Here is a 22,440-nt window from a genome sequence, read left to right as displayed (position 1 = left end):
AAGCTAATTCTCATAATGGTTTTGTTTTATCAAACACAAATTAATTAGTAGTTATTACAAAACAAAAAACATACGGTAAAAGAAGCATTCCGTCAATATTAATGTATCCTGAGTAAATGTATTTTTCATGTTTTCCCTAATCATTTAACTGTTCAGAAAAAGATAATCCTGGTTAAACAGAGCCTTTTTTTGTTACTAATTAAAAAAACAGCCTGTTGTAGAACCTATTGTTAATGCCTGAAAAAAGGGAACGTCTGTAAGTTTATCATGACTAACAACCACGTTTTCAGCTTAAACAAGCATCAAATGAAATTATAGTCCGGGAAAATAAATTTCCTATTATTACCGCAGTTTAAACTGCTCCTTTATCTGCCACGCCATCTCAAAAGCTAATTTTTGTATTTAGCTTAAACTTTTACCTATAAAAGAAGTTACCGTTTGTATAAAGAGAAAACTTTATTTATACGCATCCTGCAAACCATTTAAATAAAAATTAATGACTGATTCGAGTGGCAAAAAGAGAGTGATTATCACCAATGTTTTTCCCTGTGTAGAAGGAGGAAAGTTTCCCGCAAAAGTAGTTTTAAATGAAGAAGTAACACTTTCGGCAGATGTGTTTTGCGATGGGCATGATGAAATTGCAGCAAGTGCCTTTATAAAGCACGACAGCGAACAAACCTGGACAGAGTTACCTATGGTTTTTGTGATAAACGATCATTGGGATGCTGTTTTTAAGGCACAAAAAATGGGCTTTTACGAGTTCAGGATACAGGGTTGGGTAGATCATTACACCACCTGGAAAAAAGGCCTGAAAAAAAAGTATGAAGCCGGACAGGATATTGCTGTTGAGTTACAGATAGGTGTTGAACTATTGGAACAGGCAGCAGCCGAAAATGAAAATCATAAAGCGGTGCTTCTGGCTTGGGCCGATCAGCTAAAACAAGCAGAAAGCCCGGAACAAGGCGTAGCTATTGCTTTAAGCGGTGCCATTGCTGCTACCCTATACAAATGCCGCCATCAGGAATTAATAACCGAATTTCCGGTAACCTATAAAATAGAAGTTGAGCGTAAAAAAGCAGCTTTTAGCACCTGGTACGAATTATTTCCCCGCTCTACAGCCGAAGAACCTGGGAAACATGGAACATTCAAAGATGTAATAAAGCTGCTGCCGCGAGTAGCCAGAATGGGTTTTGATGTGCTTTACTTCCCTCCCATCCATCCGATAGGCGAAGTAAACAGGAAAGGAAAAAATAATTCTCTTACCGCCGGCCCTGATGATCCTGGTTCGCCCTGGGCAATCGGTAACCGCACAGGTGGACATAAAGCCATCCATCCGCAATTAGGTACCATGCGCGATTTTAAAGCACTGATAAAAGAAGCATCTAAACACCATATAGAAATAGCAATGGATATTGCTTATCAATGCGCGCCAGACCATCCTTATGTAAAAGAACATCCGCAATGGTTTAAATGGCGGCCAGACGGAACAGTACAGTATGCTGAAAACCCACCCAAAAAATATGAAGACATATTGCCCTTTAATTTTGAAACGGATGATTGGGCAAACCTTTGGAAAGAACTAAAAAGTGTAATCGATTTTTGGGTTGATGCAGGCATACGTGTTTTTCGCATTGATAACCCGCATACCAAAGCTTTTCGTTTCTGGCAATGGATGATTGGCGAAGTAAGGAAAAAAACGCCGGAAGTTATTTTCTTAGCTGAAGCTTTCACTCGCCCGCGCATAATGGAAAGGCTTGGGAAAGCAGGGTTTAATCAATCCTACACTTACTTTACCTGGCGAAATACCAAAAAAGAGATAGAAGAATACATGACGGAGTTGACGAAAACCGAAATGCGTTATTATTACCGCCCTAACTTCTGGCCTAATACGCCTGATATTCTGCCGCCGGCTTTAATTAATGGTGGAGAAAATGCCCATATCATTCGTTTAATATTGGCAGCTACGCTTTCTTCTAATTATGGCCTTTATGGCCCGGTTTACGAGTTTGGCATCAATGAACCACATGGCACAAAAGAAGAATATGTGGATAACGAAAAATACGAGATCAAACACTGGAACTGGGCCCAATATACCAGGATAGGCGAAATTATAACCAGGGTTAACAAAATACGAAAGGAAAATACAGCTTTACATTCTACCTGGAATATTGATTTTGCTGAAACCACTAATGACCAGATTATTTGCTACGTAAAAACGGATGCAGCTACCGGCAACAGCCTTATTATTGTAGTTAACCTGGATGTTTTTAACATGCAAAGTGCCCAGGTTAAAATACCGATGCCAAAATTAAACATAGGTTATGATGAGCCTTATGTAGTTAAAGATCTGTTAAGCGGCAGCAAATACACATGGGGAGAATTAAACTTTGTTGAATTAAACCCATACCTGATGCCTGCCCATATTTTTAAAGTTGAAAAATTATAAAACCATGCCTGAGAACCTAAATCAGATTGACGATAAATTACACTGGTATAAAGATGCTATCATCTACGAACTCCATATCAAAGCATTCCGCGATGGAAATGGCGATGGTATAGGCGACTTTAAAGGATTAATGGAGAAGCTGGACTACCTTCAGGACCTTGGTGTTACAGCAATATGGCTGCTTCCGTTCTATCCATCGCCATTAAGAGATGATGGTTATGATATTTCAGACTATTATAACATCAACCCTTCTTATGGCGATATTAAGGAGTTTAAACTTCTACTGAAAGAAGCACATCAAAGAGGCTTAAAAGTGATTACCGAACTGGTAATTAACCACACTTCCGATCAGCACCCCTGGTTTCAGCGTGCACGAAAATCACCAAAAGGATCGGATAAAAGAAGCTATTATGTTTGGACAGATGATCCTAAACAATTTAAAGATGCCCGTATCATCTTCCAGGATTACGAAGCTTCTAACTGGACCTGGGACCCGGTAGCACAGCAGTATTACTGGCACCGTTTTTTTCACCATCAGCCGGATTTAAATTACGATAGCCCTTTGGTTCAGGAAGAGGTATTCCGGATTATGGATTACTGGTGTAAAATGGGTGTTGATGGTTTCCGGCTGGATGCTGTCCCTTATCTTTTTGAAAGAGATGGCACTAACTGCGAAAACCTTCCTGAAACCCATACTTTTTTAAAAAAGCTCAGAAAATATATTGACGACCGCCATCCGGGAACACTTCTTTTAGCAGAGGCAAATATGTGGCCCGAAGATTCTGCTGCTTATTTTGGCAATGGCGATGAATGCCAGATGAACTACCATTTCCCCGTAATGCCGCGTATGTTTATGGCTTTGCAAATGGAAGACCGATATCCGATTACTGATATTTTTGACCAGACTCCCGAAATACCTACAACTTGCCAATGGGCTATTTTCCTGCGTAACCACGACGAGCTGACACTTGAAATGGTAACCGACGAAGAGCGCGATTACATGTATAAAGTTTATGTAAAAGACCCGAAAGCGCGGATAAACTTAGGCATCAGGCACCGCTTGGCCCCTTTAATGGAAAATAACCGGAAAAAGATTGAGTTGCTCAATATAATGCTGTTCTCACTTCCCGGAACACCAGTAATTTATTATGGTGATGAAATTGGCATGGGCGATAATTTTTATCTGGGCGACCGTGATGGCGTGCGTACACCAATGCAGTGGAACTCCAGTCGGAACTCAGGTTTTTCTGAAACTAATCCGCAGCGTTTATACCTGCCCTTAATTCTGGACCCGGAATTTCATTATGAATCTGTAAATGTTGAACTTCAATCCAAAAACACTTCTTCCCTGTTATGGTGGATGAAGCGTGTGATCAGTACCCGTAAAAAGTACAAAGCTTTTAGCCGTGGCGACATGAAGTTTATACAAAGTGATAATGCAAAAGTATTATCCTTTACGCGTACGTATGAAGACCAGACGATGCTGGTTATCATTAATCTTTCCCGTTTTACACAACCTGCAGAAATAGACTTAACTGCTTATAAGGGTTATGTACCGATTGAAATACTTAGCCGCAACCGTTTTCCTGCTGTAAAAGAAGATGCCCCTTACTTTTTTACACTCAGTGCTTACGCCAGCCAGATTTTTTTATTAGAAAAAGTACATACAGAAATGGAGAATGAGCAACGCTTGCAGTCGTTCGAACTACAAAAATGGCGGGACTTACTGAGCAGGGAAGTTTTGGATGAACTCGAAAACAATGTACTGCCCGGTTATTTAATGCGCCTGCGTTGGTTTGGAGGTAAAGGAAGAGGATTAGAAACGATCCGGATTATAGACCAGGCACATATTCCATTAACCGAAAACAGTATTTACATTCTGCTAATGGAAGTTTCTTACAGAGATGGCTTACCGGATTTGTATCAGTTACCAGTTGCTTTTGCTAATGGCGAACTCTCTAATAAATTGCAGAATAATTGTCCTCAATCTGTAATTGCCCAACTTAAAGTAAATGGCGAAGAAGGGATACTCTACGATGCGATATATGGATTGGATATGCAACAGGCCATCATCAGCAATATGGGCAATAACCACATCGTTTCGCAAGGGGAAACTGAACTTATATTTTCTGGCATTAAGGCTTTAAAAGCGCATATTCAGGAAAACCCTATTACTAAGCCTAAAGTATTATCTGCAGAACAAAGCAATACCTCTATTACTTACGACGGTGCTTTTTACCTTAAAATTTACCGTAAGGTTGACCGTGCCATTAATCCGGATGTAGAGATTACCCGGTTTTTAACTGAAAAAGCTAACTTTAGCAATATACCTGCTTATATAGGGGCTATTGAATGGAAATTTGGCAATGAAACTATGGTTCTGGGCATGATGCAGGAAATGGTAAAAAGCAATAGCGACGGCTGGACTTATATGCTGGACAGGCTGGATGACTTTAATGAAAAACTGCTTTCAAGTACAGAAGCAATGCCGGTCCCGGAACCATTGGCAGGAAGTATATCAGAACCTGTAGCTTATGAAAAGCTGCCGGAAAACGTAAAAGTTTTACTGGATGGAACGGTTGCAGAACTGGTAAGGATATTAGGCGAACGAACAGGCGAATTACACCTGGCGCTTTCATCAGAACACGAAGATCCTGCCTTTAAGCCGGAAGATTATTCATTACATTACCAGCGCTCCCTGTTTTCTTCCTTACAATCCTTAGTCAGGGTAGCTTTCCAAAGTTTAAGCAAAAACATAAAGAAATTGCCGGACAACGTAAGGAAAGAGGCCGAAGAAGTGCTGGCGATGAAAGATGAAATATTAATTATTTTAAAGAAGATTTACAGCCGGAAAATAGATGTTACCAAAATCCGCATTCATGGCGATTATCACTTAGGACAGGTTTTATTTACCGGAAAAGACTTTTTGATATTGGATTTTGAAGGTGAACCTGCCCGAAGCTATAGCGAAAGACGGTTAAAATATTCCCCATTGCGTGATGTGGCTGGCATGATCCGTTCTTTTCATTATGCCGCTTATGGCAGTTTATTTTTGGATAACCAGATCAGGGGGGAAGACATCAGCAAACTGATCCCTTATGTAGAACAATGGTATCATTACATGTCGGGCTTCTTTATCAAATCTTATTTAAAAACAGTTGAAGGCTCAGGTTTCGTTCCAAAGCAAAGCGGGGATTTAGAAATACTGATGCAAACCTTTTTGCTGCAAAAAGCAGTTTACGAACTTAACTACGAACTTAACAACAGGCCAAACTGGGTAACGGTACCATTAAGAGGTATTAAATCTATCGTGATGAAAAACAGGTTGGAGAAACTTCAGCCACAGAACAGCTAAGTGTACGAAGATGGAAGAAATAGTAAACACCGAAGAGGCAGCATCCTGGTTTTCTTTGTTTTCCGACTTTGATATTGAATTATTTAAAGCAGGTAAACATTATCACTTATATAACAAGTTAGGGTCGCATCAGGTAGAACATTTGGGCAAAGCCGGCACCTATTTTGCTGTTTGGGCACCTAATGCAAAGTTTGTATCGGCAATAGGAAACTTTAACAACTGGGACCATTATAGCTATCCCCTACAGTTAAGATGGGACAGTTCTGGCATTTGGGAAGCCTTTATTCCTGGTATTAATGCAGGCGAATTCTATAAATATTTTATCGAATCTAATAACGGCTATCAGGTTGAAAAAGGCGACCCGTATGCCTTTTACTGGGAAACTCCTCCGCATACCGCTACCATAACTGCTGATTTAAACTATATCTGGACAGACGAAAGCTGGATGCAGCATCGCCAAAAATTGGTTCCTTTAAACAAGCCACTTTCTATTTATGAAGTGCATTTAGGTTCGTGGCGCAAAGTGATTGAAGCGGAAAATGAAATACGCTTTATGACTTACAGGGAAATGGCGGCAGAACTTCCGCTCTATTGTAAAAACATGAATTTTACACATGTAGAATTTATGCCGATTATGGAGCATCCTTTTTACGGCTCCTGGGGTTATCAGATTACAGGATATTTTGCTCCGTCCAGCCGTTTTGGTACACCTTAGGATTTTATGTTTTTGATTGATAAACTACATGAAGCAGGTATAGGTGTAATTTTAGATTGGGTTCCTTCTCATTTTCCTACAGACGAGCATGGTTTGGGTTATTTTGATGGCACCCATTTGTATGAATATGAAGACCCGCGTAAAGGTTTCCATCCTGACTGGAAAAGCCTTATTTTTAACTTTTGCCGTAATGAAGTACGTGCTTTCCTGATTTCCAATGCCTTATATTGGCTGGATAAATATCACATTGATGGTTTACGGGTTGATGCCGTTGCCTCCATGCTTTACTTAGATTACTCGCGTAAAGAAGGGGAATGGATACCAAATGAATATGGCGGCCGGGAAAACCTGGAAGCTATCGGGTTTTTGAAAGAATTTAACCAGACCGTACATAGCTACTACCCTGATGTATTGACGATTGCAGAAGAATCAACTTCATGGCCTGGTGTAACCCATCCAATTGCAAACGGTGGTTTGGGCTTTGATATGAAATGGATGATGGGCTGGATGCACGATACCTTAAGCTATTTTCAAACTGACCCTGTTTACCGCGGCTATCACCATGGGCAGTTAACGTTTAGCCTGGTTTATGCCTTTTCAGAAAAATTTGTCCTTCCGCTTTCGCATGATGAAGTTGTATATGGCAAGCATTCTTTAATTAATAAAATGCCAGGCGACCACTGGCAGCAATTCGCCAACCTGCGTTTGCTATTTAGTTATATGTATGGACATCCTGGAGCAAAATTAATTTTTATGGGCGGCGAGTTTGCCCAACAGCACGAATGGCAGCACGATTTTAGCTTAGACTGGCATGAAAACCAGTACCCGGAACATCAGGGCATACAGAAACTGGTTGGGCAGCTTAACCAGTTGTACAAGCAATATCCGGCGCTTTATGAAAATAATTATTCGGGCGAAGGTTTTGAATGGATCGAGATGAACGACCAGACAAACAGCGTATTATCCTGGATGAGAAAAGGTAAAAACGAGCAGGACAAATTGCTGTTCGTTGCCAACTTTACACCTGTTGTAAGGGAGAATTACCGTATTGGCGTTCCTAAATTAGGCTTTTACACAGAGATACTTAATTCTGATAATTTAAGTTATGGCGGCAGTAATGTTTTAAATGAAACGGTTTTGGAAACAGCACCGATACCTATGCATGGAAAAACGCATTCTTTGTCGCTTACTTTACCGCCTTTGGCTTTAATTGTTCTTAAATTTTCGCATACTTATGATTGGTATGTGGCGTAGATAAAATACTGATCAGAAATAAAAAACACCGGTAAAAGAAGCATCATAAAAATGATGCGGTAAAAAGCCTGCAGCTGAAGTATTGGATACAATGAATAAAATATATGTCATACTGTTTTTATCGGCATAAAAACAGCATGACATTTTTAATCAATTGGTAAAGTAAACCAAAAGGTACTTCCCTTACCTATAACGCTGTTTACACCAATTTTACCGCCATGCCTTTCAATAATTTCTGCAGCAATGTACAACCCTAAACCTAATCCCGAAAAATTGTATTCCAAAATATAAAGCCATAGCTATTGGAGAACCTTCAACTACCGTTTGCAAGAGATGTAGTTCATCTGTCAGCATTTTTTCTGTATCGGAATTAATATTTAAATAGTTAAAAGGTTAAACACATCATACAGAAAAAAGAGTTTTATACGCCAATATCCTCATTCCATAATTCAGGTTTATCTTTAATAAATTGCTGCATCAGGTTGTAACAAGCTGCATCATCCATAACATTTACTTGTACGCCTTTTGAACGCAACAGTTCTTCTTCGCCCATAAAAGTTTTGTTTTCGCCGATGATCACTTTGGGGATACCGTATAATAAGATGGTGCCCGAACACATGGGGCAAGGAGAAAGCGTAGTATATAATTCACATTCGCGGTAAACAGCGGCAGGTAAACGGCCTGCATTTTCTAAAGCATCCATTTCGCCATGTAAAATAGCGCTCCCCTTTTGAACCCTTCGGTTATGGCCGCGGCCAATAATTTTACCCCGATGCACCAATACAGAACCAATAGGTATTCCACCTTCTGCATAACCCGCTGCTGCCTCAGCATAAGCTGCTTCTAAAAAATTTTCCATTAAAGTATAAAGTATTAAGTTATGTACCAGTTAAAAATATTTTTTTAAGGTGCATAACAATTTTAAATAAATGTTTTAGTTTTATAGTAAACTAAAACTAAAAAATCAAAACTATGAAAATGTCAGCTCTTAAATCAATGATGATGGCAGGTGCAATAATGGTTGCTACTTGTTTAACTGTAAACGCCGCTCCGGTAAAAAGTACTCCTGCCAAAATGAGCCAAGATACCATGAAAAATGGTAAAATGGGCAAAATGAAAAAAGGCAAAAAAATGAAAATGAAAAGAGATACTACAAGCAAAATGTAACTCTCTGTTTCATTAAAGATCTAAAAAGGGCTGGTTTAACAATCAGTCCTTTTTTTATGCGCTAAAAGAAGCATTGTTGTTCCATAATAATTTTATGGACAACTTTTTTTAAACATGTTAAATAATTTGTTACAAAAGCACCAATTCCGTTTATTGAAATTATTATCTTTAGTTTCCAAACGCCAAACCCGTACCGCCATGAAAAAAATCAGTTTGATCCTCGAAAAAAAAGGCCGCCACGTTTATTCGGTAACCGCAGCAACTTCAGTATTTGATGCCTTACAGGTAATGATGGAAAAAAACATCAGTGCTTTGCTGGTAATGGAAAAGGAAGAACTGCTTGGTATTTTTACCGAACGTGATTATGCCCGCAAGCTTATTTTGCAAGGTAAATCTTCTAAAGAAACGATGATTGGTGAGATTATGACCGCAGATTTACTTACACTTTCTCCAAACCATACCATCGATTATTGCATGGAAATGATGACTGATAAAAAGATCAGGCATTTACCTGTACTGGAAAATAAATATGTGATCGGGATGATCTCCATCGGCGATGTTGTAAAGTTTGTTATTGAAGACCAGAAACAAACGATACAACAATTAGAAACTTACATTGCAAGTTAACAGTCGGTTTTTTGCCTGATAAAAGAAGTATCAGCCTAAAAAGTGAGCTTTAACCGTTCTACCACCCGGTTATTAATAAGGTGTTCAGAAACAATTTCATCTACGTCTGATAGTTGCACATGCCCGTAAAAGATGCCTTCCGGGTAAACCACTACTGATGGGCCCATCTCGCAGGTTTCCATACAACCCGTTCTCTGCGTCCTTATTTCGGTAGTTAAGCCATTATGTAAAATAGCTTTCTTAAAAGCAGCAACCAAAGCCAAACCATGCGCTTCGCCGCAGCTTACCCGTGCACCTTCCGGCCGCTGGTTGGTACAAATAAATAAATGCTTCTCGTATTTTCTATCCATAAAAACAGTATTGTAATTGCAAAGCTGCTCAAATCATGCTTATCATCAAACTTAATACTTTTAAAAAAGTTGTTTAAGGTTGATGGACAGGCACATATTAATTACAGGCGGCAGCGGTTTGGTTGGCAAACACCTTACGGCTCTTTTGCTGGATAAAGGTTACACCGTTAGCCATTTAAGCCGGAAAGAAAACCATATCCCGAAGGTAAAAACCTATTTATGGGATATACAAAAAGGCACGATTGATGAAAACTGCATCAATAATGTTGATATAATTGTCCATTTAGCAGGTGCAGGAGTTGCTGATGAACGCTGGACGGACGAGCGGAAACAAGAAATCATCAACAGCCGTACCCAATCCATCCGCTTAATTTATACGCTGTTAAAACAACATCCGCACCAAGTAAGAAAAGTTGTTTCTGCTTCGGCAACAGGTTATTACAGTGACCGTGGCGATGAACTAATGACAGAAGAATCTTCTCCCGCAGGAGATTTTTTAGGAAAATGTTGTATAGATTGGGAACAAGCTGTGGATGAAGGCGAAACTTTAGGGCTTGAAATTTTAAAATTCAGGACCGGCGTAGTTTTAACCGATGAAGGCGGCGCGTTAAAACAATTGGCTTTGCCTGTTAAGCTTGGTTTTGGTGCAATGCTTGGTTCTGGCAAACAATGGGTTCCATGGATCCATTTACAAGACACCATCGATCTTTATCTTTTTGGTATCGAAAATCCTTTAGCTGGCGTTTACAATATGGTTGCCCCTAATCCGGTAACCAACGCAAAACTTACCATTACTGCTGCTATACAATTACACCGGCCTTTATGGCTGCCAAAAGTACCCGCTTTTGCGTTAAAATTGTTTTTTGGAGAGATGGGCACAGTTGTTTTGGGCAGCACAAAAGTTTCGGCAGCAAAAACAGAACAAGCTGGTTTTGCATTCAAATTTCCTACGATAAAAGAAGCATTAAAAGAAATTTATGCCCGATAAACAAAGCATCAATATTTTTTGGTTGAGAAGAGATTTAAGGCTGAATGATAATGCCGCCTTATATCATGCCTTAAAAAGCGGTAAACCTGTTTTGCCTTTGTTTATTTTTGATACCATAATCCTGGATAAACTGGAAGACAAAGACGATGCACGCGTTACTTTTATTTATCAATCCTTAATTGAGCTGGACCAGAAGCTGAAGGATTTGGAAAGTTCTGTCCTCATTAAAAATACTTCGCCAAAAGAAGCATGGGTTGAAATTTTAGAGGAGTACAACGTTGATACTGTTTTTACCAACCAAGATTATGAGCCTTACGCCAGGCAGCGCGACCAGGAAATCAGCCAACTTTTAGCCGGTAAAGGAAGCAAATTCTGTACCTATAAAGATCAGGTTATTTTTGACCGTGATGAAATTATGAAAGCAGACGGCACGCCTTATACTGTTTTTACGCCTTATTCGCGGAAATGGAAGGAGAAGCTGAATGATTTTTATCTGAAAGCTTATCCGGTAGAAAAATACTTACAAAACCTGTTAAAAATTAAGCTGGATTTTCCTTCATTACAAGCCATCGGTTTTGAAACTAGCACTTTGCCAATTCCTGGTAAAGAATACAGAACAGTTATTGCAGATTATGCTAAAACGCGTGATTTTCCTGCTTTGCAAGGCACTTCCCGCATCAGCCATCATTTGCGTTTTGGTACGTTAAGTATCCGCGAACTGGCAACGGCAGCAAATCAATCCGAAGAAAAAACCTGGTTAAATGAGTTAATCTGGCGGGATTTTTATGCAATGATCTTGTGGCATTTTCCTCAAACAATCGATCATTCTTACAAATCGGATTTTGATAAGATTGAATGGCGAAACAACGAGCAGGAATTTGAAGCCTGGTGTAAAGGGAAAACCGGTTATCCGTTGGTAGATGCCGGAATGCGGCAATTAAATACTATTGGCTGGATGCATAACCGTTTACGAATGGTAACAGCGAGCTTTTTATCCAAACATTTACTGATCGATTGGCGCTGGGGCGAGCATTACTTCGCCCGTAAACTACTGGATTACGATATGAGCAGCAATGTGGGCGGTTGGCAATGGGCCGCAGGTTCTGGTACGGATGCAGCCCCTTTTTTCAGGATATTTAGTCCGGCTGCACAAACCAAAAGGTTCGACCCGAAATTTGAATACATTAAAAAATGGGTGCCCGAATATCTGGACCCGTTTAAATATCCGGCACCAATTGTAGATCATCAAAAAGCAAGGGAACGATGCCTGGCAGCTTTTAAAAAAGCGCTTAACAATTAGTAGTTTCCTGATGCTTCTTTTATGGCATAAAAATTTAGTTGGTAACAGCGGTTACGTTTACATCAAAATCCATAATAGAATTAGGAGGAACATTGTAATTACGCGTGTCAGGCGTTGTTGATGCTGCTGCAGAACCGTAAGCTAATCCAGAAGGAATCAACAACCGTATTTTTCCACCAGAATTTAAATATTGTAAACCCTCCTGCCAACCTGAAATATAAGTTGAAAGGGCTGCGGCATCTAAACTCTTAGATTCTATTACAGTGCCGCTTAAGAGCAAGCGTTTGGTATAAGTTATGGTTACGGTAGAAGTGCTGTAAACGGCATCTACACCAGAGCCCGGATCAACAATTTTATAATATAAGCCTGAAGGGCTTTTTGCAAAACCGGTGAGGTTATTTTTTTTGATATAATTCCTGATCTGGATGGTATCATAGGCCAACTGGTTTTTAACATTATAAAGGTAAACCGTATAATCCAGTGATTCATTTCCCGGGATATTAATTACCGCATCAGAACTTTTGTATCCATTTACACCATAAGCCTGTTTAGAAGGAATTATTAAGCGGATCACGCCATTACGTTTCTGTAAATACTTTTTAATGCCAAACTGCAAACCGTAGGGTAAAGTTGTACTGGTTACGCCAACGTAGTTACTGACGCGGTTTAAAACTGTATCGGTAGAAACGAACTTTCCATCAAGCGTTTTTACAGTAAAAGCATAAAAAATCTGGTCGGTATCAGTAAGTGAATTTCCTGTTGTGCCAGGTTTAATTATTTGATAATAAATTCCGCTGTCGCCCTGGCTCATGGTAAGGTTATTGGCAGAAATATAGTTTTGGATAGATTGGGTATCGAAAGATACAATGTTTTCATAATCCTTTTTGCAGGAAAACATGGCTAAAACAAGTACAGATAAAAAGGCGAAAGCAAATTGCTTCATTATAAATTATTTAATTTTAATTGGTAACGTTATATAAAGTAATATCAAAATCGAGGCACGAATTGCCCGGTATTTTCAAATTTGTTGTCTGGTCATACGGACCATAAGCATAACGCGATGGCACGAAAAGCCGTATCCTCCCATTTTTTTTTATCAACGGGATACCAACCTGCCAACCTCTTATCACACTGCCTAAAGTAAAAGACGGATGGTAAGCGTTGGTTTGGCTTAAAGTATCTTTGGCACCTAATATTTTTGCCGAATATCCAACCGTAATCAAAGTTGATTGTGTGTAAAGACTGGCAACATCCCCCGGGTTAATAATCTGATAATAAACACCAATAGTATCGCCTACTTTTTTTATAGGGATGTTGTTAGCGATTAAATAAGCCCGGATCTTGTTGCTATCAATCCCAATTTGTGCTAAATAAGCAGAATTATCTGTTTCCGCTTTTTTGCATGCCGATAAGGCAAGCAGCAATGCGAAAACAAAAAACAACCCTTTCATGCTAAATTGATAAAACGCAAATTTATTGTTTTAATCTGCAAAATCAGCACCTTAACATATTTTAACAAAATCAGGCTGGTCGAATGCTTCTTTTAGCACCTAAAAAACATCGATCGTAATTTACCAGCCCAGCTTGGTATCGTCCCCGCGTGGATCGGCACCTCCTTCATAATAACCCCATTTTGTTTTTAAGATTGCATCAACCCGGCCAATTGGGCCATGCGGTACAATTTTGTAACCTTTTTTCTCCAGTTTTTGGGTAGTTGCCCTATCCAATGCTTCTTGCTCAACTTCAACATCATCCGGCATCCATTGATGATGAAAACGTTTGGATGTTACTGCCTGTTGCATACTTTGATCAAACTCGACCACATTCAAAATCGTCTGAAAAACAGAAGTAATGATGGTAGAACCACCCGGTGTGCCAACTACCATAAACAGTTTGCCGTCTTTTTCTAAAATTGCCGGTGTCATGGAAGATAACATGCGCTTACCCGGTTGTATCGAATTGGCTTTCCCGCCTACTAAACCAAACATATTTGGTACGCCAGGTTTAGAACTGAAATCGTCCATTTCGTTATTCAATAAAAAACCAGCACCTTTTACTACTATTCCAGAGCCGAAAGCACCGTTTAAAGTAGTGGTGATGGAAACCGCATTTCCCTCTTTATCTACAATGGATAAATGTGTGGTCTGGTCGCTTTCGTATCCAACAAAAGAACCAGGCTGAATAGAACTGCTTGGCGTAGCTTGTGCCCAGTTAAAATCTTTCATCCTTGAATCCGTGTATTTAGGTTGAAGCAAACTATCAGCAGGAACTTTATAAAAATCCGGGTCGCCCAGATATTTAGAACGATCAGCATAAACACGGCGCTCTGCTTCTACCATCACCTGGACCGTAGAATCCTGGTTAAAACCCCACCGCTTTAACGGAAAAGGTTCTACTGAACGCAGCAGTTGCAGTAAAGCAATTCCGCCGCTGGATGGCGGCGGCATCGTGATAATTTTATAACCTTTATAATTGCCTGTAATAGCTTTGCGCCAAACGGAATGGTAGTTTTTAAGGTCGGTTTTGGTAATTAGTCCGCTTCCTCTTTGCATTTCAGCTACCAGTTCGTCGGCAACTTTTCCTTCGTAAAAACCGGCACGGCCTTTATCCCGGACCAGTTCCAAAGTAGCAGCCAAATCCTGCTGAACCATTATATCTCCTGCTTTCCATCCGCCTTCTTTCTGATAATAATTTTTACCCGGATTAAGCCTTTTGAAGGTAGTTTGATTGGAATTTAAGTTTGCTGCTAATTTTTCGGTAATTGGGAAGCCGCTTTTTGCAAGGTTGATGGCTGGCTGAACCAGGTCGGCCCATTTTAATTTTCCGTATTTTCGGTGTGCTTCTACCAAACCATCTACAGAACCGGGAACGCCGGAAGCCTGATGCGTATGCAAACTTTTATCCGGGATAATATTCCCTGCCGAATCCTGGTACATATTAGCACTTGCTGCTGCCGGTGCTTTTTCGCGATAATCTAAAGTATTAACCTCCCCTTTTCCAGAACGGTAAACCATAAAACCACCACCGCCAATATTCCCAGCAGTTGGATGCGTTACGGCAAGGGCAAATTGTACGGCTATGGCAGCATCAACCGCGTTTCCACCTTTTTTTAAAATTTCTAAACCTGCTTTGGCCGCTTCTGGATAAGCACAAACCACCATGCCGTTACGGTATTCCTGCCCGTTGTTTTTACCCAATTGCCCATTTACGCATCCAGCCGATAAAAAAACAAAGCCGCTGATAATGAGAAATAACCTCATGCTTCTTTTAACTGGTAATTTATTCATGGTAATAGCTGCTTAATTCCTTGCTAAAATATTATAATTCCGGCATAACCTTTAGAATTTAATTAGTCATACTGCTTTTAACTTTTAATTATTTTGGCAGATGGGCTGATAGATGTTATTAAAATTTTCATTTTTGCATCTTATTAAAGACATAACGCGATTAATTATTCTACATGAAAAAAATACTCTTTAACCTTTTATTTTTATCCGCAATTATTTGCTTTGGTAAAGCTGCAAATGCGCAAACTTACCAAACTGCTGCCGGGCTTCGGTTTAGCTACGAAAGTGGCGTTTCCGTTAAATACTTTACCAGTCCGACTATCGCTTTAGAAGGCACTTTAGGCTTTCGTGAAAAAGGCGCTGTAGTTACGGGATTATTTGAGATACACCAAGCAGCTTTTAATGTGGCTGAACTTAAATTTTATTACGGTGCCGGCGCACACATTGGCGGCGTTGGCAGCGGCACTTACCGGGTTTATAATGGTGATGTGCGGGTTTACAATTCATCTTCTCCTTTATTGGGTGCCGATGGTGTTATTGGTTTAGAATATCTGATACCAAGTTCACCTATAGCTGTAAGTGTGGATTTAGACCCGAGAATAGAAATATTCAGAGGGCCGATTTTTAGCCTGGCACCAAGTTTGGGTATTAAATATGCTTTTAAGTAAGATTTTAGGGTGGTAAAAGAAGCATCGTTTTTAGGGACGTACTTCTTTTATCACCTAAACATTATTTTTTATCCCCTTCGATCTGCTTAAAATCCAGGCGGAGATTACAAAAATAAATTTACTGCATCCTGCCTATTATCCCAAAAAATAAAAAGTTCTATTGAGGTTGCTTTTGCTCTATAAAAAGAGGCTTACTTGCTTAATTAAAACACATTTATGAGTTTCACTATCCTAAGAATAAGGATAAAGCCTTAATTTGCAATCACGGTCTTTTGAGCTACGGATTTTTCAATCCTGATTAATTTTAGCAGATAAAAGAAGCATTCTCCCACTACACTTCTTTTTTTGCCCTGTAACCAATTGGTGTTCTTGGTGTTTCTTCCTTTTCAATAAATTTACGCAGATAGGTAAAGAGTAGTCCTATCTTTTCATCATGCTTCATCAGTTGCTTTTCTACCTGCTCAACGCGTAGAAATACATCTTTATGTGCAATTAACATTTCTCTTATTTTAGTATAAATCCGCATGATTTGAATGTTAACCTAGATGGCCTGTTTACTGTTTAATACGCTGGATAACATAAGTACGCCATGTGCGGTAAAAGCATTAGGAAGCTTTCTTCGGCCGCCCCAACTTGATGTCGCATTTTGCGACTTCAAATTTGCAAACTCTTCCTCTGTTAGCGTAAACATAAAATCTTCCGGAAAACGATCAATGTTCCGTTTTACCTGTTCATTTAACCGTCGTGTTTCTACTCCGTATAGTGCTGCCAGATCTTCATCCAACATTACTTTCTCTTTCCTAATCATGTAGATCTTACTCATCACCACTTCATCGGGTATAGTTGCAGCCAGTTGTTTGCTCATGCTTTCAGGTATCTTTTATGCTTGTTTGGGTTGTAAATTTTTACCTGATAAAAGAAGCACATTAAACATCGTTATGCTTCTTTTATCACCTAAAAATTAGCTTTTATTAATCACAAACTTCCTGCTATAACTTTTCGATCCGGTTTTAATCTGCAAAATATAATTGCCATCGGCCATATTACTGGTATTGATGGTAGAATTATACTTGCCAAAAACAGTAATGGCACTGGTTTTCTGGTACATCAATTGCCCAATGCTATTCCAGACTGTAACCTGTAAATCGCCTTTTTCATACAACTCAAAGCTTAAATTCAATATTTCGTTGGTTGGAACAGGATAAATAATCAGGTTAATATCCGTCAACGGACTTTCAGTAGCTGGCAAAGTAAAATTAAGATCTGCCGAAGGCGAAATACAACCAGCCGAAGTGCTTACATCAACCCTGTAAGTGCCGGAAACTTTAGGCTGATAGGTTTGACTGGTTGCGCCTTCTATCAGCACATTGTTTAAATACCACTGGTTGCCATTACTAAAGTTAGAACTTAAAGTAACACCGTTTTGGGTAATCAGAGGTTTTGAAATCGGAACAGCTACGCGTGCAGCAGAAGCACAGCCTGCACTGGTAACGGTAAGATCGTAAAAATAATAATAGTAGGCAAGCGGTGTGGCAGAAGCATTGGTACCCGTGATAGAGAAAAAGCTACCAATGGTAAACGGATAACCCGTTACACCGCCATTATTACGATAAATGGTAGCATTATCTGCATAACTAATGTTGATCTGGTAAGTTCCGGCAGCAGGCAGCAGTAAATTTAGCTGATAAACCTGTCCAACATCCGATGCATCATCTGTTGCTGCACCGGTTTGCGGCTTGCTGCGTGTAGCGGTAACATTTAAAGTAACACTGGAAACCGTTTGCCCGGTAGAAGTGGTTGCCGTAAAAGTAATTGTTCCCGGATAACCAATATACAGGCGGGCACTTTTCAAAATAACCGGAATAGTAGTGTTGACGGTCATTCCGGAACCAAACTGGTTATAGCTCCCCGATGAAAATACATTTTTGGTTGCAGGGCCAACTTTGGCATTCAGGTCGTTTAAACCAGCATAAAAAGTATTGTTTACCGGTACTTGTGTTGTATTTACGGAAGCGCCGCTGGCAAAAGGAAGCGCATCTGCTGCATTTACATACCAGAATAAATTGCCATCGCCAGCACCACTTAACAAATACGAACTGGTATTGGCACAATTAATAGCCAGCAGGCTGCTTAGAACTGGTGCCGGGCTAATAGTTATTGTTCCGGTTGATTGGTTGTTGCTGCTTTTGGTATCGCCAGTTAAATTGGTTGTTGCTGCAATTTGATAAACGCTGCCAGCCGCAGCATTAAACGTTGTATTTAGAGTATAATCCTGCTCCTGACCGGGCGTAATTGTACCTGCGTAAGTTTCGTTAATGGTTGTAACTGCGCCTGCCGCATTGGTTACAGTTACCGTTAACGGAACATTACTGATAGCAGCGCTGCCGTAATTATGAAGCCTGATAGTAATTTGCTGTGCCGAACTACTGCAAGTACCGGTTGCAGCAGGGCTTACAATACTGGCCACGCCCACATCTTTAGTGCTTTTAACAAAGTTAACGCGGTAATCCTGGGTTTCGCCTTTGGCATAAATCCCGCAGGCAGTTACAGCAGTAGGATCGGTAGTTTCAGTTTCTACAATCCGCATTAAACTATAAGTATCCGTTGTTACAGTTGAGGGCACCAAAATATTACCGGTAAAAGAAGCATTACCGTTAATTACGGGAGATGTAGCTACCAGTTCTCCGGCATCATCAAAATCTCCATCGCCATTCCAGTCAATAAAAACTTTGGCAATCTTATTAAAATTTCCACCACAGGTACCTAAATTTACCGAAAACGGGTAAGTTGCGCCCTGCTCTAATGTAGCGGTTAAATTGGTATTATCAGTATAAGAGGTACAACCTGTAGCAGCCGTATAATTAATATTTGATAACTGAACCTGGTTAATTTTAGAATCGGCAGTGGAAGTTGCTGCCGAAGCACAATAAGCAGTACCACCTATACCGGTTACAATAAGCGAATAAGCTTGCGGCCCGGAAGTTAATGTACCTTTATGGCCCACCGTAATGGTATAACTTTTACCGGGAACGGCATTGGCAATATAAACCTGCTCCAAATTATCGCGGATGTTATCACCGGTGGTGGCAGCAGTTGCCGGATTTGCCGGATCGAGTATCCAGGGTTTAAAAACAGTTGTTCCCTGGGTTACCCTTACATCCAGATCATTAACCAGTTTTATGGTTGGATCGTCCACCACGCCAACAGGGCCTGGTGTTCCTGCCGGGTCAGTCCATGAAATAGTAGCAACAAGCGGCCCGTTACCAGAAGCAACAACGTTAAAAGTTTGAGTTTGCCCTTGTGAAAGGCTATTCTCGTTGATCATGCTTTTTACACCTTTATCTGTAATAGCCTGTGCTGCCTTAGCTGTATTTAGCAAGCCCCAGCCGTAAATATAATCCGGGCCAATATTTCCAGCATCAAAAGCAGTATGGCAAACCAAGCCTTTTAAGGTAGCGGCACGCATAAAATTACCACTGTTTTTTTGCGAATAATATTCCTGCAATAAAAAAACAGATCCGCTAACGTTAGGCGTAGCCATAGAGGTACCAGACATGGCTACATAAGCATCCGGGGCATCAATTCCGGTAGAAATTACATTAACACCATCACCACAAATATCCGGTTTAATGCGGCCGTCATCCGTTGGGCCCCAACTGCTAAAACTGGCAATAGCAACATCCGAAGAAACCGCTGGGCCATAAGGCAGCGGGTTAACGGCACCAACAGCCAGTACATTTTTTGCCAATGCCGGCGACTGCATAATATCATAACCATCATTACTGCTGATGTTGGCTGGCCTGGCACCTTTGTTTACAATGGTTTGATCGGTACGGCTTTGGTAACCATAATACGTTTCGCCAACAGCAGGGCCGGTTTCCCCACGATTATTTCCTGCTGCAACAGCAATCAGGTAATAAGGCGCATTGTACGCAATCTTATCAAAGCTTTGTGCATAAGCACTGTAATAACCAAATTTATAATCCTCGTTATCGCCGGGCAAACCGTACCATTCCCAACGGTTCGGGGTTACAGTTGTATTATAACTCCAACCGGTAACAATGCCATAAGAATGATTGGAAACCAACAGCGAAGCAGCATTGGAAGCCATTTCGGAAGCATCATTGTTAAAATCATAAGCAATTAGTCCGCTTGCGCCAAATGCCATCCCTCGGGCAGGCGCATAAACGCCTTTTGCTATTAAAGTTCCGGCAACATGAGTGGTATGGTCGCTGATAGTTGCCGACCCATCCAGCATCGTAACTGTTTTTCCTGTAAATTCCTGGTGATTGGGATAGATCTTTCCGCCGTCCCAAATACCCAGTTTACCAGCCATGTTTGCACTCGAGCCGGAAAGCGTTAAACCAAGCGGACCGCCACTGTAAAGCGCTGTTGTTTGCGTAGTTGCTGCTGCAACAATATTATTACTGGTTTGCAGGTAGATGGGAAAGCCCAAAACATCCGTTCCTTGTAAAGATGTTGTTTTCCCGTTTTTTTCCTGGCGAAAAACCGGCCATCCTTTTTGTTTGGCTAAGGCAAAAGCTTTGTCCCGGTTGGTTTCAAAATCGGTTTTTAAGCGGGATGAAAAGCTAACCAGTTCTCGCCTTTTATCTTCTGTAACCAGTTGACTAAAGCCTGGAATTGCTTTCATCAACAGAAAAAACAGTAATATTCGGGTAGAATTTTTAATCATATCAAAACAAAATATAAAAGCAATAAACCAATAGACTTATACCAACTTTAAGCGTTTAAGATACAGACATTACTTATATATTATGAGAAATCTTTTATCGCTATTTGTATTTTTACTGATGGCCTGCTTCACCTTAAAACCTAACCAAAAAGTAAAACAGGGAATTTGCGGAACCGTACTGCTGAAACAGGGAAACCAAATGCCCGGGCCAGGACGTGCAATAGCAAACGGACAACCTGTTATACGCGAAATCGTTATTTATAAATTAACCAATATCAGCGAAGTAAAAAATAGCAATGGCATTTTTTCTGCCATAAAAACAGCATGGGTTGCTAAAACAACCAGTAATGCAAAAGGCTGGTTTGAAGTAGCTTTGCCAGCAGGACAGTACAGTGTTTTTATAATAGAAAAAGAAGGACTGTATGCCAATTATTTTAATGGTAAAGGAAGCATTAACCCGGTTGAAGTTTTGCCAGACAGTTTAACGCACAAAGATATTTACATCAGCAATAAAGCTGTTTTCTAAGGACGAAAACTAAATTTTTTTTCCGGATAGTTTCTAATACATTTACAATAGCCTATACTTTCCCTATTCATAGCGCAAAAACTTTATATGCTAATAGTTAAAGCCATAAAAAATGAAGAAAGAACAGCAGATCTGGCCCGAATTAAAATTTGAGGAGCTAAAGGAAACCGTTGCCACCGTACAACTTTGGACACAAATTGTGGGTAAAATACGATTAAGCAAAACGCCGTGGATAAACCATTCCTGGCATGTTACTTTGTATGTATCTGCAAAAGGCTTGACCACAGGCAGCATCCCTTACGAGGGCGGAATTTTTCAGATTGATTTTGATTTTATCTACCATAAACTCATCATCAATTCCAGTTGGAATGAAAGTGTAAGTTTTGATTTGAAGCCGAGATCGGTTGCTAACTTTTATCAGGAATTATTAGAGAAGTTAGAGCTGATTGGCATCCATATCAATATTTATGCTGTGCCAAACGAAGTAGAACCTGCAATTCCTTTTCAGGAGGATGAAATACATCATGCTTACAACAAAGAGCAGATGAACAAATTATGGCAGGCTTTAATAAAAACCTATAACGTTTTTACCAGATTCAGGACAGGGTTTGTGGGGAAATGCAGCCCTGTTCATTTATTTTGGGGCGCTTTTGATCTGGCCGTTACCCGTTTTTCAGGCAGAAAAGCGCCGCTGCACCCAGGAGGATCGCCAAATATACCGCTTAAAGTAATGCAGGAAGCTTATTCGCACGAAGTAAGCAGTTGCGGTTTTTGGCCGGGAAACGAAAGTTTTCCGCAACCTGTATTTTATGCTTATTGCTATCCAACCAATGCTTCTTTTAGCACACAAAAAGTAGGACCGCCAGAAGCCTTTTATAGTGAAGAAATGGGCGAATTCTTTTTGCCTTATGAAGTTGTAAGATCAGCGCCAGACCCGGAAAGTGTGTTACTCCGCTTTTTACAAACTACTTATGAAGCTGCAGCAATTACCGGAAACTGGGACCGCGAAGCTTTAGAATGCGATTTATCTTCTTTCAATAAATCATCAACCTAAAAAAACAGGT

Annotated in this window: 20 protein-coding genes; 11 read left to right on the top strand and 9 right to left on the bottom strand. The window is 40.2% G+C overall.

Features of this window, described 5'->3' with window-relative positions:
- Positions 1–496: 496 nt before the first annotated feature.
- Genes GO621_RS09120 through glgB form a run of 4 tightly spaced genes read left to right on the top strand, consistent with a single transcriptional unit; the run spans position 497 to position 7,770 of the window.
- Positions 497–2,446 carry an alpha-1,4-glucan--maltose-1-phosphate maltosyltransferase gene (locus GO621_RS09120; protein ID WP_157566251.1) on the top strand — a complete coding sequence of 650 codons (1,950 nt, stop codon included), beginning with the start codon at positions 497–499 and terminating at the stop codon, positions 2,444–2,446.
- A 4-nt stretch (positions 2,447–2,450) separates the two neighbouring features.
- On the top strand, positions 2,451–5,801 hold the full coding sequence (treS, locus tag GO621_RS09115) for a maltose alpha-D-glucosyltransferase (protein WP_157566249.1): 3,351 nt from the start codon (positions 2,451–2,453) through the stop codon (positions 5,799–5,801).
- Between the two features lie 10 nt (positions 5,802–5,811).
- Entirely contained in the window at positions 5,812–6,516 is a 705-nt protein-coding gene (locus GO621_RS19285; protein ID WP_317163422.1) for a hypothetical protein, read from the top strand.
- A 6-nt stretch (positions 6,517–6,522) separates the two neighbouring features.
- Positions 6,523–7,770, top strand: coding sequence for a 1,4-alpha-glucan branching protein GlgB (glgB, locus tag GO621_RS19280; RefSeq protein WP_317163421.1), 1,248 nt, complete (start codon positions 6,523–6,525; stop codon positions 7,768–7,770).
- 146 nt (positions 7,771–7,916) lie between these two features.
- Here the strand turns inward: glgB and GO621_RS09105 are convergent, their stop codons facing one another.
- Positions 7,917–8,054, bottom strand: coding sequence for an ATP-binding protein (locus tag GO621_RS09105; protein WP_157566247.1), 138 nt, complete (start codon positions 8,052–8,054; stop codon positions 7,917–7,919).
- A gap of 137 nt (positions 8,055–8,191) precedes the next feature.
- The gene (locus GO621_RS09100) at positions 8,192–8,629 is read right to left on the bottom strand and encodes a nucleoside deaminase (protein ID WP_157566245.1); all 438 of its coding nucleotides are present in this window, start codon (positions 8,627–8,629) and stop codon (positions 8,192–8,194) included.
- A gap of 113 nt (positions 8,630–8,742) precedes the next feature.
- On the opposite strand from GO621_RS09100, the gene GO621_RS09095 reads away from it, so the two are divergent.
- A complete protein-coding gene (locus GO621_RS09095) occupies positions 8,743–8,937 on the top strand; it encodes a hypothetical protein (RefSeq protein WP_157566243.1) in 195 nt (64 codons plus the stop codon).
- 114 nt (positions 8,938–9,051) lie between these two features.
- Positions 9,052–9,564: a CBS domain-containing protein gene (locus tag GO621_RS09090; protein WP_317163420.1), complete on the top strand. Its 513-nt coding sequence runs from the start codon at positions 9,052–9,054 to the stop codon at positions 9,562–9,564.
- Between the two features lie 35 nt (positions 9,565–9,599).
- Here the strand turns inward: GO621_RS09090 and GO621_RS09085 are convergent, their stop codons facing one another.
- Positions 9,600–9,914: a (2Fe-2S) ferredoxin domain-containing protein gene (locus GO621_RS09085; RefSeq protein WP_157566239.1), complete on the bottom strand. Its 315-nt coding sequence runs from the start codon at positions 9,912–9,914 to the stop codon at positions 9,600–9,602.
- 82 nt (positions 9,915–9,996) lie between these two features.
- On the opposite strand from GO621_RS09085, the gene GO621_RS09080 reads away from it, so the two are divergent.
- Both GO621_RS09080 and GO621_RS09075 read left to right on the top strand, forming a co-directional pair.
- The gene (locus GO621_RS09080; protein ID WP_157566237.1) at positions 9,997–10,902 is read left to right on the top strand and encodes a TIGR01777 family oxidoreductase; all 906 of its coding nucleotides are present in this window, start codon (positions 9,997–9,999) and stop codon (positions 10,900–10,902) included.
- Positions 10,892–12,202, top strand: a complete 1,311-nt coding sequence (locus GO621_RS09075) for a cryptochrome/photolyase family protein (RefSeq protein ID WP_157566235.1) — start codon at positions 10,892–10,894, stop codon at positions 12,200–12,202. Before GO621_RS09080 ends, GO621_RS09075 begins: the two co-directional genes overlap by 11 nt.
- A 34-nt stretch (positions 12,203–12,236) precedes the next feature.
- Here the strand turns inward: GO621_RS09075 and GO621_RS09070 are convergent, their stop codons facing one another.
- From GO621_RS09070 to ggt, 3 genes are all read right to left on the bottom strand, one after another.
- Positions 12,237–13,145, bottom strand: coding sequence for an FKBP-type peptidyl-prolyl cis-trans isomerase (locus GO621_RS09070; RefSeq protein ID WP_157566234.1), 909 nt, complete (start codon positions 13,143–13,145; stop codon positions 12,237–12,239).
- Positions 13,146–13,161: 16 nt separating this feature from the next.
- Positions 13,162–13,653: an FKBP-type peptidyl-prolyl cis-trans isomerase gene (locus tag GO621_RS09065; protein ID WP_157566232.1), complete on the bottom strand. Its 492-nt coding sequence runs from the start codon at positions 13,651–13,653 to the stop codon at positions 13,162–13,164.
- A 120-nt stretch (positions 13,654–13,773) separates the two neighbouring features.
- Positions 13,774–15,489 carry a gamma-glutamyltransferase gene (gene ggt, locus GO621_RS09060; RefSeq protein WP_232335620.1) on the bottom strand — a complete coding sequence of 572 codons (1,716 nt, stop codon included), beginning with the start codon at positions 15,487–15,489 and terminating at the stop codon, positions 13,774–13,776.
- A gap of 173 nt (positions 15,490–15,662) precedes the next feature.
- Here ggt and GO621_RS09055 point away from each other — a divergent pair, with 173 nt between their 5' ends.
- Positions 15,663–16,157, top strand: coding sequence for a hypothetical protein (locus GO621_RS09055; RefSeq protein WP_157566230.1), 495 nt, complete (start codon positions 15,663–15,665; stop codon positions 16,155–16,157).
- A gap of 331 nt (positions 16,158–16,488) precedes the next feature.
- Here the strand turns inward: GO621_RS09055 and GO621_RS19030 are convergent, their stop codons facing one another.
- From GO621_RS19030 to GO621_RS09045, 3 genes are all read right to left on the bottom strand, one after another.
- Positions 16,489–16,683, bottom strand: coding sequence for a hypothetical protein (locus GO621_RS19030; protein ID WP_232335619.1), 195 nt, complete (start codon positions 16,681–16,683; stop codon positions 16,489–16,491).
- A gap of 15 nt (positions 16,684–16,698) precedes the next feature.
- Entirely contained in the window at positions 16,699–17,022 is a 324-nt protein-coding gene (locus GO621_RS19025; RefSeq protein WP_232335618.1) for an ORF6N domain-containing protein, read from the bottom strand.
- A gap of 96 nt (positions 17,023–17,118) precedes the next feature.
- Positions 17,119–20,808, bottom strand: coding sequence for a S8 family serine peptidase (locus GO621_RS09045; RefSeq protein ID WP_198170193.1), 3,690 nt, complete (start codon positions 20,806–20,808; stop codon positions 17,119–17,121).
- Between the two features lie 124 nt (positions 20,809–20,932).
- Between GO621_RS09045 and GO621_RS09040 the strand changes: the two genes are divergently transcribed.
- Entirely contained in the window at positions 20,933–21,376 is a 444-nt protein-coding gene (locus GO621_RS09040; protein WP_157566226.1) for a hypothetical protein, read from the top strand.
- Positions 21,377–21,488: 112 nt separating this feature from the next.
- On the top strand, positions 21,489–22,430 hold the full coding sequence (locus GO621_RS09035) for a DUF5996 family protein (protein ID WP_157566224.1): 942 nt from the start codon (positions 21,489–21,491) through the stop codon (positions 22,428–22,430).
- The last annotated feature ends 10 nt before the right edge of the window (positions 22,431–22,440 follow it).

The sequence above is a fragment of the Mucilaginibacter arboris genome, from assembly GCF_009754915.1.
Classification (GTDB): domain Bacteria; phylum Bacteroidota; class Bacteroidia; order Sphingobacteriales; family Sphingobacteriaceae; genus Mucilaginibacter_A; species Mucilaginibacter_A arboris.
The sequence above is the reverse complement of the archived record's forward strand: the minus strand, read 5'-3'. Positions and strand labels throughout refer to the sequence as shown.